Raw genomic sequence first — 14,882 nt, forward strand, 5'->3', positions numbered from 1 at the left:
TGAATATATTAGGGTATCTGCGCCGTTACATTTACCGGACGGATACCCTAAGTTTTTTAGGAAAATTCTATAAATGAGTAAATCATCAAAGCGAACAAAATTTAAGCAAATTAACTTACTTGCTATTATTTCGCTTTTTGTTGTGATACTGGCCGGTGGCGTTGTTCGTAGCAGTGGATCGGGCATGGGTTGTCCGGACTGGCCTAAGTGTTTTGGCCGGTACATTCCACCTACAGATGTCTCACAACTCCCTAAAGATTATAAGCAGGCTTATGTGGCCGGCAGGTTAAAAAAGAACCTTCGCTTTGCTAAAACGCTTGATGTATTTGGTTACAGTAACCTGGCTAAACGCATCCGCGAAGACAAGTCGATAATGGTTCCAGAAGATTTTAATGCCGCCAACACCTGGACAGAATACGCCAACCGTTTGGTGGGTGTTATTGCTGGGATATTCCTGATACTAAGTGTGGTTTATTCTTTTAGCTATGGCAAGGATATTAAAGCTATACCCGTATTAAGTATCATCAACCTTATCCTGGTTGGTTTTCAGGGATGGCTTGGATCTATAGTGGTTTCTACCAACTTAACCAGTTGGATAGTTACGGTACACATGTTATTGGCGCTGGCAATTCTGGCGGTGAGCATTTATACATACCATTTGGCCAGTACTTATAACAGGCAAGCTGGAAAGAGCAATGGTTTGATTCTGATTATTGCTGTACTATCATTAATTATTAGCGTAGTACAGATTGTAATCGGCACAGATGTACGCGAAGAAGTAGATGCGGTGTCGAACCATTTACAAGGATATCGTGAAGATTGGATAAAAAACGTGGGCGCCGTATTTGCTAACCACCGCACGCTTGCTGTAGGTGTTTTAGTAATCAATGTGGTGCTATATGGCTTGATCCGCAAGAATTTTAACCGCCATTCGATGCAACAGCAATTAATGAGCTTTACGTTTCTGATGATATTGCTGCAAATCGTAACCGGCGTAATTTTATCATACTGGATGCTGCCACCAGTTGCACAGGCAGCGCACATTTTATTAGCCAGCTTAGTATTTGGGGCGCAATTTTATTTGTTGCTTAACCTGCAAAAGGCATCGGGAATGAAGGGGGGAACGATATGAATTTTAAAGATTTCAAAAATCTGGTTAAACTCCGATTGACCTTTTTGGTAGTATTTTCAGCTTCTATATCTTTTTTAATAGGAAGTAGGGTTACTAATCAGGAGACAATTGGTTATACGGGCTGGGGCCACATCAATTGGATGAATTGGGTGATGCTAATAGTTGGTGGTTTCCTGGTAACAGGTGCTGCTAACTGTTTTAACGAGATTATAGAAAAGGATCTGGATAAACTGATGACCCGTACATCAGACCGTCCGTTGCCATCGGAAAGGATGACTACCGGACAGGCGCTGGTTATAGGATTGTTTATGGGCCTGTTAGGCACTTACCTACTGGGTAAACTTAACCTGATAACCGGCTTTTTATCAGTGTTTTCGATCATACTTTATGCATTTGCTTATACACCATTAAAACGTAAGTCACCTATTGCAGTGTTTGTTGGCGCTATTCCAGGTGCTTTGCCACCACTAATTGGTTACGTAGCGGCACATCCAAGTATTGATGAAATAGCACTGATACTATTTGGTATTCAGTTTATGTGGCAGTTTACACATTTTTGGGCTATTGCCTGGGTATTGGACGATGATTATAAATTAGGTGGTTTCAGACTTTTACCTACCGGAAACCGCGATTTAACGAGTGCAATAGTTACCTTTGTAACTGCACTGATATTGCTGCCTGTGAGCCTGTTACCTACCTATATGGGTTACGGCGGTTATTATGTAGGTGGTGTATCATTAGTGTGTAGTTTGATATTTTTGTATCAGGCCTTTAACCTGATGCGCACGTTAGAAATTAAAGCCGCCCGACAATTAATGTTCGGCTCGTTTTTGTACCTGCCGGTTGTGCAGTTAATGTTTTTATTTGATTTTATAGGTAAGTGATAATGATGGCTCAGATACAGCAAGAGAAAGACAGGCTTAACCTGGCGCCTAAAAAATTTAACATGTGGATTTTTCTATTCACATCGTTTATGTTCTTTATGGCGCTTACGAGTGGCTTTATCGTTTATGTGGGAGGTAGTAAGACGCACGAGCTTACTATTAAACTTCCGCAAATTTTTATGTACAGTACAGGTGCTATTATATTAAGTAGCCTTACTATGTTTTTAGCAAGCCGCGAAGCCAAACATTTGCAATTTGCAAAGCAGCGCTTGTTTTTATGGTTGACTATATTTTTAGGGATTGCCTTTTTTGTGTTACAGGTTTTTGCCTGGAAAGCGCTTATAGATATGCACCAGCATTTGGTTAACCCTAATGCTTCTATAAGTTTCGTTTATGTAATATCCGGCGCACATTTGCTACACATTTTAGCAGGTTTGCTGTTAATAATAAATACCCTGGTGAAATCTTACAAGAATACACCACAGGTACTCAATCTGTATAACATGGAAATGTCATCAATATTTTGGCATTTTATTGATATTATATGGATTTATCTCTATGTTTTTTTACTTTTGAACCAACGTTAAACAATTCTATTTAAGTACACATGAGTACAGCAGTATCACCAATTGACGAAGTTAAAACCACACCATGGTCTGGCGGCCGTTCGCCATTCTCGGTTGAATATGGTAAAATAATGATGTGGTTTTTCCTTTTATCGGATGCCTTTACATTTTCGTCATTATTAATTGCTTATGGTGCTTTGCGCTTTAGCTCAAGCACATGGCCTGCGCCTGATATGGTATTCCAGTCAGTGCCGTTTTTAATTGAACATGGTGCACCTTTGGTGTTCGTAGGTTTAATGACCTTTATCCTCATCATGAGTTCGGTAACAATGGTACTTGGTGTGGAAGCTGGGCACCGTGGTGCTAAAAAGGAAGTTGCTGTTTGGCTAGTATGGACGGTAATAGGTGGTTTCATGTTCCTGGGTTGCCAGGCGCTTGAGTGGACACACTTACACCACGACGGATTTTGGTGGGGTAGCATACCTAAAGACGAAGTTTTAAAAGAATTTTTCGTGTTAAAGAATGGTCAGTTGCCAGCGGGCGCTCATACGTATGCCCAACAGTTTGCAAACCTGTTCTTCACAATCACCGGTTTTCACGGTTTCCACGTATTTACTGGCGTTATTATTAATATCATCATTTTAGTTAACGTATTGATGGGTACTTACGAAAGACGCGGTAGCTACTTAATGGTTGAAAAAGTTGGCCTTTACTGGCACTTTGTAGACCTAGTTTGGGTATTTGTATTTACTTTCTTCTATTTAGTTTAAAACATTAACTGATCAATTATATGTCATCAGAAGCAACACACGCAGCTCACCACGAAGGCGAAGAGCATGGATCAATGACCAAAAAGAAAATCTGGGGTGTATTCTGGATACTTTTGGGTATTACTACTATCGAATTTATTATCGCATTATATTTAGTGCCACACGGCATTATCCCATTAAAAGCAGCTAACCCTGTTTATATCGTATTAACGCTGTTTAAAGCATTCTACATTATCGCTTACTTTATGCACTTAAAGTTTGAGAAAGTAGGTTTGATTTATGCAGTAGTTGTGCCTGTTCTGTTCATCATCGGTTTGATCCTGGTACTTACTAACGAAAGCCACCACTGGATCGATCTGAGAGCGTAATGAACAAAAGCTCAGCACTTGTTAAAAAGGTAATGATCCTGGTACTCATCTTAGCAGTACCAGGATTTTTATATTATTTACTAACCGCAAAGGGTAAAAACCGCTATAAGCCACTGCCATTTTATGGTCCTAAAGTGGTTGCCAAAACCGGGCACAAGTTTCACGGTAAGTACATCCCGGATACTATTTACCATACACTAGCGGACTTCAATCTGGTAGATCAGAATAACCAGCCGGTATCCTTAAAGTCTTTTGATAATAAGATTTTCATAGCAGGATTCTTTTATACCCATTGCCCCGAAGTTTGCGATAGTGTAAACGCCAACCTGGATAGTTTGGTAAAGGGATATGCCCACAATAAAATGGTGCATTTTGTTTCCATTACTGTTGACCCAACGCGCGACTCGGTTGGTGCTTTAAAAAAATACGCTGATAAGTTTGCATCAACGGCTAAATGGCAGTTTTTAACCGGCGACACTACAACTATTTATAACCTGGCAGCCAAAAGCTTTTTGGTGAATGCTACTCATGTTGGCGACGGGCAATTTGCGCTGGATGATAAACTGATACTAATTGATGCTAATAAACGTGTCCGCGGTTATTATTCGGGTTCGTCTATAATAGATATGAACCGACTTAACGACGAAATTAAGGTACAGATAGCCGAAGAATTAAGAAAAATTAAAGCTCCTGATTTGTAATGATCAATAATGATAAACTGATATTCCGCTTTGTGGCGGGTATCTCGATATTTGTATTTTTAGTGGTGGTTATCCTAAGTATGAAAGTGCTGCCGGTTCCACATCCGCTACCTTCTTTTACCATCTACCTGCCAAAGCTTAATGCGATACTAAACGGCACCTGTAGTGTATTACTATTATTGTCTTTATATTTTATCCGTAAAGGCGATGTAGCAGTGCATAAAACCATCAATATCGTTGCCTTTTGTTTATCATCGTTGTTTTTGGTATCATACATTATATTTCATTGGTTATCACCAGATACCAAATTTGGCGATTTAAATGGAGACCATATTTTATCTTCTGACGAGCTTGCGGCTGTTGGAGGTATAAGAAAGATTTATTTAACTATTCTCATTACCCACATTATATTGGCTGCTGGCGTACTACCTTTAATACTCTTAAGCTTTTATCGCGGTTTGCAAATGCAGGTGGCAAAACATAAGAAATTGGTAAGATGGACGTTCCCTATATGGTTATATGTTACCGTAACCGGGGTGATAGTTTATTTGATGATATCACCGTATTATAACTTTTAAATTTTTTAGCTGTAAATTTGCGTTATGAAAAACCTGAAATTGTTAATCGCGTTTATGTTTGTAGCATTAAGCTTACTAGCCATACAGCCCGCAAAGGCGCAATGCGCTATGTGTACGGCAACGGTAGAGTCTAACTCTAAAAGCGGCCATAACGAAACCAACGGATTAAACAATGGCATTATGTACCTGTTGGCGGCGCCTTACCTGGCGGTAGCAGCAGCAGGGTATATCTGGTACAAGAAATACCGTCGTAAAGATGTTGATCTTAACATGCGCCCCGACAAGATCCATCTCAATTAACATCTGCTGAGGTTTGCCTCATATTTATAGCTAAGCCAACTTAAAATGGGCCAAACTCCTAAATCAAAAGCCATGTTGCAGGGCAAATGCCCGCGTTGCCGCAGAGGCAATATGTTTAATGGCGCTACCTACAGTTTTGGTGGTAATAACATGCGCGAATTTTGTTCGAACTGCGGGATGAAATTTGAAATAGAACCCGGTTACTTTTACGCGGCCATGTATGTTAGCTATGCTTTAAATGTGGCTGAATCGGTTACCATCGGTGTGGCCACGTTTGTATTAACCCAAAACAGTACTTCTCCCTGGTTATATTTAGCCACCATACTAGGAGGCTGCTTTTTACTTGCTCCTTTTAACTTCCGATATTCCAGAATTGTGCTTTTGTATTGGTTGTCACCAAAAGTTAAATATCAACCCTATTTGGATACAGATGATAAGCCAGAAAACGTTTGATTTTATAAAAGATATAAGCCTGAATAACAACCGCGAGTGGTTTCAGGACAACAAAGACCGATATGATGATGCCCGCGAGAACATGCTCGAATTCGCATCTGCCCTGATAAAAGAGTTGTCTCAAACAGATCCGGGCGTGGCCGAGATCGACCCTAAGAAAGCGGTTCAACGCATCTATCGGGATATTCGCTTTAGCAAGGATAAAACCCCTTATAAAAGTCATTTCGGCATAGGCTTGTCGTCGAAGTTTAACAACAAGCCCGACACTACAGGTTACTATATCCACATTACTCCAGGCGGTTCGTTTGCGGGTGGGGGATACTGGCAACCATCATCAGAACATATCAAAGCCATCCGCCAGGAGATTGATTACAATGCTGCCGAACTAAAGGCTATTGTTGATGATAAAGAATACCAGAAGTTGTTTGGTGATATCAGGAATGAAAATAGCCTGAAGACTATACCGCGCGGGTACGATCCGGCTCATCCGGATGTGAGTTTGCTGAAGATTAAGGATTTTATCGGGATGCATAATTTCAGCGATGCGGCTTTGTTAAAGCCAGACAGCTATAAAACCGTTGCCGATGTATTAGCCAAAATATATCCGCTCAACGAGTTTCTGAATAATGCTATTGCCTAATTTTTAACCCTATGATAAAACTGAAATATTTGTTTCTTGCAGCTGTGCTATGCTTAACTATGCACTCGTGCAAAGTTCTTTCTACCAAGGCGTACAAATCTATGGTTGCCGAGCGCGATTCCCTTTCTACACGCGTTACCTCGTTAGAGGCACAGGTAGACCAATTAAAAGCTGATACCGCCCGTATGCACCACGAAATTGCAGACCTGAATAGAAAATACGAAGAATTGAATGACGGCTATAACCTGTTAAATGCGAGTTATACGGAAGCTAATGGTAAGCTGAGTAAAAGTTCATCGAGGGTAAACCAACTTTCGAGCGATCTGCAAAAACGTGAAGCCCGTTTAAAAGAGGTGGAAGATATCTTGAAACGCCGTGATGAGGCTACTAACGCGCTTAAAGCAAAGTTGCAGCAAGCATTACTTGGGTTTCAGCAAAGCGGTTTAACAGTTGATATACGAAACGGTAAGGTATACGTATCGTTAACAGATAAGCTATTATTCCCTTCGGGAAGTATTGTTATTGACGATAAAGGTAAGGCTGCTTTAAAGCAAGTTGCCGGCGTACTTAACAAGGAGCAGGATATTAACCTGGCTATAGAAGGCCATACTGATGATAAAAAGGTAATTAACCTAGGCCAAATTAAAGATAACTGGGACCTGAGTGTATTGCGGGCTACATCGGTAAGCCGTTACCTGGTGGAGATAGAGAATATGGACCCTAAAAGGATCACCGCAACGGGTAAAGGACAGTACCAACCTATTGACCCAGCCAACACGCCTGAAGCCCGCGCCCGCAATCGACGGATTGAAATTGTACTGACGCCAAAACTCGACGAACTGTACAACTTAATAACAAAATAATTGACAGCCCCTGCTACAAAGCAGGGGCTTTTTTGTTATTATGCATTATGAAAACTTATGCCATCATATCAGACATTCACGGAAATTTGCGTGCCTTGCTGGCCGTGCTGAAGGATATTAAATCGCGGGAGATAGAAACCATTATTAACCTGGGCGATCACTTTTATGGCGCTTTGGAGCCGGAAGGCGTAGCAGAGATTTTACGCCAGAACCCGATGGTCAACATCCGGGGTAATACTGACAGGGCAATTCTGGAAAGTCTGGAACGCGACGGTATGAAATCGGCCAAGCCCGAAATGGAGCGGGTAAAAGGAGAACTATCTAAGCAGAGCATCGAATGGATAAAGGCATTACCATTAACGGCTACGCTCGACAAGCTTTTCTTTATATGCCATGGCACGCCCGAGAGTGACAATGAATATTTATTGGAAGAAGTTACAGCCAACGGCGTTTTTGTTTACAACGACGAAGACCTGATAGAAAAAGTAAAGGATATTAAAGAGCGGATTATCCTGTGCGGGCATTCGCATGTTAACCGTACAGTTTATCTTTCTAACAATAAAATTATTCTTAACCCCGGTAGTGTTGGTCTGCCCGCTTATCTGGGTTCTGAAAAGTATGAGCATCGCTTCGCCATGGAATCTATGAGCCCACATGCCAAATACGCCATTGTACATACAAACGGCGATCATATAAACATAGAGCAGGTACAGGTTACTTACGACTGGCACGCTGCATCAGACGCCGCCCGCGAAAATGGGAATGCTAATTGGGCCGAATTTTTACTACACGGCAGGATGCCGAAGGATTTGAGGGTGGATTAATTAATGTGACAGATTAATTATAATGTCATTGCGAGGAACGAAGCAACCTCGTAGCTATACAGATCGAATAACAATTGAGGGGTTGCTTCGTACCTATTAAGTGTAACATCGTCAGAGTTTATTCCATACTAGAATTATTTCACCCAATAAGGAATTCAAATTTTCTTCTATCGATGGATCGACAGCTTTGAGTATTAAGCCTACCTCAGACTTTTGGGTGCCGTATAATCGACGTGTTCTACTGAGTCAATTATCAAATCAAAGGTGATATTATTGAAGTTAATTTGGATAAAATTACCAGCTGTAATTTCGCCATCAATAATATCACCTGTAAGTATCAGGCCAATACCAACGATAGTAAAAAACTTACTTATTTTAAAGTTCGCCGCTATTGCCATTTGCTACTGCCATATCTAAAAAGGGCTTACAAAATCTTTAAAAGCAGGCAATACCTCGTCTTTTGGTGAAAGTAATACTTCTGCATCTGCAATACCCCAACCGATACCCAATGACGGATCGTTCCAGATTACACCGATTTCTGAGGCTTTGTCGTAAAAGTTTGTAACCTTATAGGTAAAGATGGTATTATCTTCAAGCGTAGCAAAACCGTGTAAAAAGCCTGGTGGTACCCAAAATTGTTTGTGGTTTTCGCCCGTTAGTTCAATGCTTACATGCTGGCCATAGGTTGGCGAATCCTTACGGATATCAACCGCAATATCTAAGGCCCTGCCTTGCAATACGCGTACTAGTTTACCTTGTGCAAAAGGAGGGGCTTGTGCATGTAACCCGCGCAGCGTTCCCTTTTGGGAGAACGATTGGTTGTCCTGTACAAAATCGGCAGTAATGCCAACGTCAGCGAATTTTTGTTTGTTATAGCTTTCGTAAAAATAACCACGATCGTCGGGGAAAATACGTGGTTCTATGATTAGCAGGCCTTCTATAGCCGTTGTAGTAACTTTCATTTGGTTAGTCTATTTGCTCCATTAGGGTGTTAAACAATACAAACCGGTTCTCAAATTGCTGATTATGGGCAATGTGGATTGGGTTCATGTGGTAAAGCATAAAATGCTCATGCTTACTTACGTGATCCGTAAAATATTGGATGCAGTAAGTAACACCTTCATTGGGCGAATTTAGTACTCTTAATATCTGAAAAGATTGAAAATCGCCTGTGGCAATAATATTGGGGATGTGGTTTTCTTTTACCCATGCAAGCCATTGCTCGTGAATGGTGTCGTCAACCACGAAGGTTTCGTTGTAAATGATCATTAGCACAAAAATATAAATTATGACGAACTGTCGGGCTTATCTCCTCTTAATAATCTAAAACGTTTTCTTGCCTCGTTAATCCACAGACTGCCGGGATAGTCGGTTATTATTTTTTGGTAATAACTTTGGGCTAATGTTTTATCATTCAGTTGGTTTTCATAGATATCGCCAAGCATGTAAACAGCATCGTCGGCCCATATGTCAAAACGATGTGCTTCTGCTATTTGTTTTAAAGAAAGCACTGCTGTTTGATAATCCTTTTGCTGAATATAAATCCTCGCTTTGGCCATTAAAATATCATCCGTTAAAGAATTTCCGGGATATTTTTTGTCAATGCTATCTAACGTCATCAGTGCTTTTTGTGGCTGCTCTTTAAATATCCAAAGGTCGGCCCGGGCATACATTCGCAGGGCATTACCGGTGGTATCAAACGTAGTGTTATCGGTAATCATCAGCGAAAGATTAAGCGCATCGTTAGCAATCAGCTGAGAGGTTGCAGCTTTTAACACATTAAGTTGTCCTTTTGCCCAGGTAAAATCGCCGGTATAGTAAGCAAGTTTGGCGTTACGGAAGGTGGCATCCTGCCCAATGGGAGTGCCTGGGTTAGCTTTCTCTACCTGGCTGTAAACCAAGGTTGCCTCCCAGGGCTGGTTATCCATTAAATAAATATCGCCCAGATCTAACTTACAGGATGATTGCAGTGCTGGCCTTATGTTGGGCAAGGCAATGGCATCTTGCAGTAGTTTTTGAGCTTCTTTATACTTATGCAGCTTAAATGCCTGCAGGTTTGCCAATCGTTGCATAGCGAAAGCGGTACTACCGTTTCGGCCAAACTCGTTAAGTAAGCTCAGGTAATCCTGTTCGAGGCCAAACAGATCGGCATCGGTGTATTTGCCGGCAGTTATCTTCTGATTTTTAACATCGAGCAAATCAATTTTTGCCGGTATATAATAAGGATCCTCCTTAGTGCCTTTTTCTATAATGAAGTTATATCCACGGATGGCCTCATCATAAGCGCCATTGTTAGAGAGCGTGCGGCATAGTTCGTAAATGCTGCTCCCCTTGTCGTCCCTGCGTCGACTTAGGGCAAGTGCCTGGTTCAATGCTTGATCGTACTCTTTTTGCTGCATATACATCCAGGTGAGTATATCAGCATAAATAGTTACCTCGGGTTGTTTTTGGATTCTTTTAAGCAACTCAAACCGTAATTGGTTATAGTCGGCATCGCCTTCGTAAACGGTAGCAAAAGTGTTTTCTGCCTGGTTAAGGTAGCCTGGATTAGCGGGCAAAAAATTGAGGTACTCATTGGTGATAGCCATCTTATCGCGTTTGTAGCGGTAAAGGCTTATGAGTTCCATGGTGTATAACTGATCGTTATGTAATAGCTTGCGGCCTTGTAAAAAAATCTTGATAGCATAGTCGGCATTCTCAGCCTGGTAAAATTCGGCAGCAAGGCTGGTTATTAAAGCCTGATCGGGTGGAAGGTTTTTAACGAGGTTATCATAAACCTCATCTGCCTTCTGCGAATTGCCCTGCTCACGGTATATGCGGCCAAGCGTTACCGTGTATTGGTAATCGGCGGGGTGCCTTTTTAAAAGCTTTTTGGTTATGCTCTCGGCCTCGTCAAATTTCTTTAATGAGATAAGGCTGTTAACATAATAGCTGAAGTAATTTTCATTATCCTGTTTGTAAAGTTTCTGATAGATATCGAAGGCTTTCTGCTCGTCGCCATTAAGCTTGTATTGCTGGGCAAGTTGCAACTCGCCGTTTTGCGCCCGCGCCCTAATGTTGGCAAACAGGCAAATAGCTATCAGTACTAAATAACGCTTCATCTAAACCAAAAATACTTAATAAAATACAATACATTCACCACTAATTAATAACGTGGCTAACGGGTAAAATTGTAGTGACAATTTTGTAGCGAATTATTAAATTTAACTACTTTGACCTAATTAGATATAGCGACGGCCTTAGTGCAACATGATAAACCACGTTAAATTTTTTTTCTTAAGCCTTATAATTATCGTAATCAGCTCGTGTAAGCAAGCGCAGGTTAGGCAGATACCTGTACGCGATTTTTTTAAGACGCCTGAGAAAACCTACTTCAAATTATCTCCAGACGGTAAGTACGTTTCTTACCTTAAACCCTATAAAGAGAAACAAAACCTTTTTATCCGCACACTTAGCGACGGTAAAGAAATTATGGTAACCTCGTTTACCGATTATGGTGTGCGCGATTACTTTTGGACCTATAATAACCAGATTGTACTGAATCAGGATATTATTGCCTTAGATCAGTTTAAGATGTATGCACTTGATGTGCCTACCCGTAAACTGCGAGATGTGCTTTCATTGGGCAACGTAAGGTTTAGGGTATTAAGCCGGAACAAAGTAAGTCCAGACATTATTACCTGCGCCCTCAACAAACGCGACCCGGCCAACCTTGATGTTTACCGTTTAAATATCCGTACAGGTGAGTTAGTGCCTTACATTGTAAACCCAGGCAATCTTACAGACTGGTATCCGGATCCGGATGGCAAGATCAGATTGGTTAAGGCTTCTGATGGCGTAAACGAGACTATCTTGTTCCGGGCTGATGATAAAGCGGCATTCAAACCAATCATTGTAAACAACTTTAAGAACCTGGTGCAACCAATTGCGTTTACCGGCGTTAAAAATAATTTTTACGCAATCTCAAATGTAAACAGAGATAAGGCCGCCCTGGTAGAAATTAATGCCGAGAACGGACACGAAGAAAAAGTGTTATTTGCCACAGAAAAAGGTGACGTAGAAGATTTTGGTTATTCAAAGAAGAAACGAGAGATAGAATACATTACCTGGAACGATGCCAAACCGCAGATAAACTTTTTAAGTGGTGATGCGCAGCGTTTATATAATAAATTGATAAGCCAATTACCGGGAAATGAAATAAAAATTGCAGACCGCGATAGCGACGAGTGTAAGTTTATTGTAAGCAGTAGCACCGATAAAAATCCGGGTTCTTATTACCTATATGAAAGCGGAAGCCAGCAACTTACCAAACTGGGGGATGTTAACTCCAGCATTGCGCCGCACGAGTTATGTGATATGAAGCCAATAACATTTAAGGCTTCGGATGGGCTTGATATAAAAGGATACTTGACACTGCCCCAGGGCGAAAAGAAAACCAACTTACCAGTAGTAGTGTTATTACTGCGTAATGGTTTATGGAGCCGCACTAGCTGGGGGTATAATGCCGAAGCTCAGTTTTTAGCTAACAGAGGTTATGCTGTATTTCAGGTTAATTATCGCGGAACGGTTGGCTATGGTAAAGCTTTTCACAGTGCGGGCTTTAAACAGGTTGGCGGAAAAATGCAGCAGGATATTACAGATGGTGTGCATTGGCTGATAAACCAAAAAGTGGCCAATCCTAAAAAAATAGCCATATTTGGTAGCAGCTTCGGCGGTTTTTCGGCGTTGTATGGTATGTCAAACCATCCCGAACTTTATAACTGTGGTATAGTACAGTATGGTTTGATAAACTTCTTTACCTATATTAAAGATGCACCGCCGTTTTTAAAGCCCTATCTAAAAATGACCTACGAAATGGTAGGCAATCCCGAAACTGATGCCGATCAGCTAAGAGCAATATCGCCGGTTTTCCATGCGGATAAAATAAAGGCGCCGTTGCTTATATTTCAGGGCGCTAAAGATCCAAGGGCCAATATTAGTGAGTTAAACCAATATGTGCGGGAGCTAAAACGGCATAACGTGCCGGTTACTTATGTGCTTAAAGACAACGAGCGTACTTATTTCCGTAGCGAACATAACCGAACCGAGATGTACACCCAGATAGAGAAGTACCTCGATGACAATATGCGTGGCAAACCATAAAACTGTTAGCTTATGAAACCGCAGCAACAGGGCTACCAGAAAAACTTTTCACTCATCATCGCATTCTTTGTCCTGATTTCGGTAACGCTTGTTATAGCCCTCTTCATAGTCTACAATTTAACACGGCGCTATGTCGAGAACGAGTTTGCGTCTAAGAAAATAGATGTACTGGAGCAAACGCTAAAACCCTACAATGATCTTTTTCTGAACAAGGTTTATGAGATCACCTCTTACCAAGGCTTTTTGGACTCCGCCTCTGCAGGTAAATATTCGGCTACGGTATTTAAAGATTATCCTTTTGTAAAGCGCACCATGTTTTATGATGTGCGCATTGGCAGCGAACCTTTGTCACCCGGTTCTTCCAGTTATCGACTGGGCATTACTGTAAAATCAATTTACGAATACAAGCTCCACAAAGGGCGCCTGCTCAGTATTCGCCGGCCAGATGTAGAAGATGTGGATTTTAGGCAAATGGCGGTAAAATTTGGTAACTACATTGCTAATACAGATACATCGCGTGTGCCCAACCAGGATGAAATTTTTAAAACCTTCTACGACATCAAACCAGATAAGATCAGTTATCTAAATGTTCCACGCAGACAGGAGATAAAGGCTTACCGTACACTGCAACAAAATGGCCAGCCGTCATCATCGTTTTATAAACAAAACATGATCACCTTTTATCTGGATCCTTATGCTTTGCATGTTACCAATAGCCACCCCGAGCTGTATCAACATATCAGCATTAAGCCGGTAGTATATGATCCGCTTGATGATGAGAGTAAACAACACGTTACTGAGCTTGCATTTCCTGGTGCTTTTTCAGATTACAAGTTGTATTTCCTGGCATCTGCAGATTATTTGCAGGTTGAAGTCAACAAGCGGTTTATGCCTACAGCTGCTGTGGTTTTTCTGATCTATCTTTTATTGGTGTTTTTGGGCTGGCTTATTTACCGGAATCTGAGCACTAACCTTAAAATATTTAAGCTGCAGTACGATTTCATTAACAACTTTACCCACGAGTTTAAAACGCCGGTAAGTGTAATAAAAATTGCGGGTTCTAACCTGCGCAGCGAGGCAGATCTTACCGAACGCCAGCGTAAACATTATGGCCGCATACTGGATGAGGAAGCCGATAAGCTTAATGATCTGATGAATAAATTGCTTTCGTTTACGCAGATAGAAAACAGGTCTATCAAGCTTAAGCGCGAAGAGGTAAACATTGAAGAATTTGTTACCGGTTACATCGAAACCTTCCGTATTAAATATCCGGACTTTAGGATCGCTTACCGAATAGAAAACGTATATAACTTTTATACAGACCCGGTTCTATTGGGTAGCTTATTTCAGAATTTAATTGAGAATGCCTACAAGTATTCGCACCCGCAGCATAAAGAATTGTTTATAAGCGTTATACACGAAAAGCGGGATATTGTATTTACTTTTATGGATAAAGGGATAGGCATTCCTAAAAATGAGATCAAAAACATATTCAAGAAATTTTACCGAATAGAGAATAAATATAACCAAAATGGTAGCGTAGGCCTGGGTTTGGCTTTTTGTAAAGAACTGGCTAATTTTATGGGCGGGGATATAACCGTTAAAAGTGAAATTAACCAAGGCTCGGAGTTTACGGTTACCTTACCATACGAAACATAGTA

At 41.1% G+C, this 14,882-nt stretch carries 18 protein-coding genes; 14 read left to right on the forward strand and 4 right to left on the reverse strand.

Annotated elements, in window-relative coordinates; genetic code table 11:
* Positions 1 to 73: 73 nt before the first annotated feature.
* From GSY63_RS14270 to GSY63_RS14325, 12 genes are read left to right on the forward strand one after another with little or no spacing between them, the layout of a single operon-like run.
* Positions 74 to 1,132, forward strand: a complete 1,059-nt coding sequence (locus GSY63_RS14270) for a COX15/CtaA family protein (protein WP_166586495.1) — start codon at positions 74 to 76, stop codon at positions 1,130 to 1,132.
* A complete protein-coding gene (cyoE, locus tag GSY63_RS14275) occupies positions 1,129 to 2,016 on the forward strand; it encodes a heme o synthase (RefSeq protein ID WP_166586496.1) in 888 nt (295 codons plus the stop codon). Before GSY63_RS14270 ends, cyoE begins: the two co-directional genes overlap by 4 nt.
* A gap of 2 nt (positions 2,017 to 2,018) precedes the next feature.
* On the forward strand, positions 2,019 to 2,603 hold the full coding sequence (locus GSY63_RS14280; protein WP_317168576.1) for a cytochrome c oxidase subunit 3: 585 nt from the start codon (positions 2,019 to 2,021) through the stop codon (positions 2,601 to 2,603).
* 20 nt (positions 2,604 to 2,623) lie between these two features.
* Positions 2,624 to 3,352 carry a cytochrome c oxidase subunit 3 gene (locus GSY63_RS14285; RefSeq protein ID WP_166586497.1) on the forward strand — a complete coding sequence of 243 codons (729 nt, stop codon included), beginning with the start codon at positions 2,624 to 2,626 and terminating at the stop codon, positions 3,350 to 3,352.
* 20 nt (positions 3,353 to 3,372) lie between these two features.
* Positions 3,373 to 3,720, forward strand: a complete 348-nt coding sequence (locus GSY63_RS14290) for a cytochrome C oxidase subunit IV family protein (protein ID WP_166586498.1) — start codon at positions 3,373 to 3,375, stop codon at positions 3,718 to 3,720.
* Positions 3,720 to 4,421 (forward strand): SCO family protein, encoded by a 702-nt coding sequence (locus GSY63_RS14295; RefSeq protein ID WP_166586499.1) that lies wholly within the window; start codon positions 3,720 to 3,722, stop codon positions 4,419 to 4,421. The genes GSY63_RS14290 and GSY63_RS14295 overlap by 1 nt, the downstream gene beginning before the upstream one ends.
* On the forward strand, positions 4,421 to 4,999 hold the full coding sequence (locus GSY63_RS14300) for a DUF420 domain-containing protein (RefSeq protein WP_166586500.1): 579 nt from the start codon (positions 4,421 to 4,423) through the stop codon (positions 4,997 to 4,999). The genes GSY63_RS14295 and GSY63_RS14300 overlap by 1 nt, the downstream gene beginning before the upstream one ends.
* 24 nt (positions 5,000 to 5,023) lie before the next feature.
* On the forward strand, positions 5,024 to 5,299 hold the full coding sequence (locus tag GSY63_RS14305) for a hypothetical protein (RefSeq protein ID WP_166586501.1): 276 nt from the start codon (positions 5,024 to 5,026) through the stop codon (positions 5,297 to 5,299).
* A gap of 45 nt (positions 5,300 to 5,344) precedes the next feature.
* Complete coding sequence (locus GSY63_RS14310) at positions 5,345 to 5,752, forward strand: DUF983 domain-containing protein (RefSeq protein ID WP_166586502.1); 408 nt, start codon at positions 5,345 to 5,347, stop codon at positions 5,750 to 5,752.
* Positions 5,730 to 6,392: a DUF2461 domain-containing protein gene (locus GSY63_RS14315; RefSeq protein ID WP_166586503.1), complete on the forward strand. Its 663-nt coding sequence runs from the start codon at positions 5,730 to 5,732 to the stop codon at positions 6,390 to 6,392. The genes GSY63_RS14310 and GSY63_RS14315 overlap by 23 nt, the downstream gene beginning before the upstream one ends.
* 11 nt (positions 6,393 to 6,403) lie before the next feature.
* Entirely contained in the window at positions 6,404 to 7,255 is an 852-nt protein-coding gene (locus GSY63_RS14320) for an OmpA/MotB family protein (RefSeq protein ID WP_243749234.1), read from the forward strand.
* 47 nt (positions 7,256 to 7,302) lie between these two features.
* Positions 7,303 to 8,079: a metallophosphoesterase family protein gene (locus GSY63_RS14325; RefSeq protein WP_166586504.1), complete on the forward strand. Its 777-nt coding sequence runs from the start codon at positions 7,303 to 7,305 to the stop codon at positions 8,077 to 8,079.
* Positions 8,080 to 8,279: 200 nt separating this feature from the next.
* Here GSY63_RS14325 and GSY63_RS14330 read toward each other — a convergent pair whose 3' ends face one another.
* From GSY63_RS14330 to GSY63_RS14345, 4 genes are read right to left on the reverse strand one after another with little or no spacing between them, the layout of a single operon-like run.
* Positions 8,280 to 8,477, reverse strand: a complete 198-nt coding sequence (locus GSY63_RS14330; protein WP_166586505.1) for a hypothetical protein — start codon at positions 8,475 to 8,477, stop codon at positions 8,280 to 8,282.
* Positions 8,478 to 8,492: 15 nt separating this feature from the next.
* Positions 8,493 to 9,041 carry a dTDP-4-dehydrorhamnose 3,5-epimerase gene (rfbC, locus tag GSY63_RS14335; RefSeq protein ID WP_166586506.1) on the reverse strand — a complete coding sequence of 183 codons (549 nt, stop codon included), beginning with the start codon at positions 9,039 to 9,041 and terminating at the stop codon, positions 8,493 to 8,495.
* A gap of 4 nt (positions 9,042 to 9,045) precedes the next feature.
* Positions 9,046 to 9,348, reverse strand: a complete 303-nt coding sequence (locus GSY63_RS14340; RefSeq protein WP_166586507.1) for a DUF4286 family protein — start codon at positions 9,346 to 9,348, stop codon at positions 9,046 to 9,048.
* A 17-nt stretch (positions 9,349 to 9,365) separates the two neighbouring features.
* A complete protein-coding gene (locus GSY63_RS14345) occupies positions 9,366 to 11,180 on the reverse strand; it encodes a tetratricopeptide repeat protein (protein ID WP_166586508.1) in 1,815 nt (604 codons plus the stop codon).
* 148 nt (positions 11,181 to 11,328) lie between these two features.
* On the opposite strand from GSY63_RS14345, the gene GSY63_RS14350 reads away from it, so the two are divergent.
* A complete protein-coding gene (locus tag GSY63_RS14350; RefSeq protein ID WP_166586509.1) occupies positions 11,329 to 13,221 on the forward strand; it encodes an alpha/beta hydrolase family protein in 1,893 nt (630 codons plus the stop codon).
* Between the two features lie 12 nt (positions 13,222 to 13,233).
* Positions 13,234 to 14,880 (forward strand): sensor histidine kinase, encoded by a 1,647-nt coding sequence (locus GSY63_RS14355; protein ID WP_166586510.1) that lies wholly within the window; start codon positions 13,234 to 13,236, stop codon positions 14,878 to 14,880.
* Positions 14,881 to 14,882 lie beyond the last annotated feature (2 nt).

This window comes from Mucilaginibacter agri (genome assembly GCF_009928685.1).
Taxonomy (GTDB): Bacteria; Bacteroidota; Bacteroidia; order Sphingobacteriales; family Sphingobacteriaceae; genus Mucilaginibacter; species Mucilaginibacter agri.

Excerpts from the sequence above, each read along its gene's own strand:
- GSY63_RS14295 (WP_166586499.1), top strand. The coding sequence starts at position 3,720 with ATGAACAAAAGCTCAGCACTTGTTAAAAAGGTAATGATCCTGGTACTC.
- GSY63_RS14305 (WP_166586501.1), top strand. The coding sequence starts at position 5,024 with ATGAAAAACCTGAAATTGTTAATCGCGTTTATGTTTGTAGCATTAAGC.
- GSY63_RS14315 (WP_166586503.1), top strand. The coding sequence starts at position 5,730 with ATGATAAGCCAGAAAACGTTTGATTTTATAAAAGATATAAGCCTGAAT.
- GSY63_RS14280 (WP_317168576.1), top strand. The coding sequence starts at position 2,019 with ATGATGGCTCAGATACAGCAAGAGAAAGACAGGCTTAACCTGGCGCCT.
- GSY63_RS14355 (WP_166586510.1), top strand. The coding sequence starts at position 13,234 with ATGAAACCGCAGCAACAGGGCTACCAGAAAAACTTTTCACTCATCATC.
- cyoE (WP_166586496.1), top strand. The coding sequence starts at position 1,129 with ATGAATTTTAAAGATTTCAAAAATCTGGTTAAACTCCGATTGACCTTT.
- GSY63_RS14285 (WP_166586497.1), top strand. The coding sequence starts at position 2,624 with ATGAGTACAGCAGTATCACCAATTGACGAAGTTAAAACCACACCATGG.
- GSY63_RS14310 (WP_166586502.1), top strand. The coding sequence starts at position 5,345 with ATGGGCCAAACTCCTAAATCAAAAGCCATGTTGCAGGGCAAATGCCCG.
- GSY63_RS14300 (WP_166586500.1), top strand. The coding sequence starts at position 4,421 with ATGATCAATAATGATAAACTGATATTCCGCTTTGTGGCGGGTATCTCG.
- GSY63_RS14330 (WP_166586505.1), bottom strand. The coding sequence starts at position 8,477 with ATGGCAATAGCGGCGAACTTTAAAATAAGTAAGTTTTTTACTATCGTT.
- GSY63_RS14340 (WP_166586507.1), bottom strand. The coding sequence starts at position 9,348 with ATGATCATTTACAACGAAACCTTCGTGGTTGACGACACCATTCACGAG.
- GSY63_RS14270 (WP_166586495.1), top strand. The coding sequence starts at position 74 with ATGAGTAAATCATCAAAGCGAACAAAATTTAAGCAAATTAACTTACTT.
- GSY63_RS14345 (WP_166586508.1), bottom strand. The coding sequence starts at position 11,180 with ATGAAGCGTTATTTAGTACTGATAGCTATTTGCCTGTTTGCCAACATT.
- GSY63_RS14350 (WP_166586509.1), top strand. The coding sequence starts at position 11,329 with ATGATAAACCACGTTAAATTTTTTTTCTTAAGCCTTATAATTATCGTA.
- rfbC (WP_166586506.1), bottom strand. The coding sequence starts at position 9,041 with ATGAAAGTTACTACAACGGCTATAGAAGGCCTGCTAATCATAGAACCA.
- GSY63_RS14290 (WP_166586498.1), top strand. The coding sequence starts at position 3,373 with ATGTCATCAGAAGCAACACACGCAGCTCACCACGAAGGCGAAGAGCAT.
- GSY63_RS14320 (WP_243749234.1), top strand. The coding sequence starts at position 6,404 with ATGATAAAACTGAAATATTTGTTTCTTGCAGCTGTGCTATGCTTAACT.
- GSY63_RS14325 (WP_166586504.1), top strand. The coding sequence starts at position 7,303 with ATGAAAACTTATGCCATCATATCAGACATTCACGGAAATTTGCGTGCC.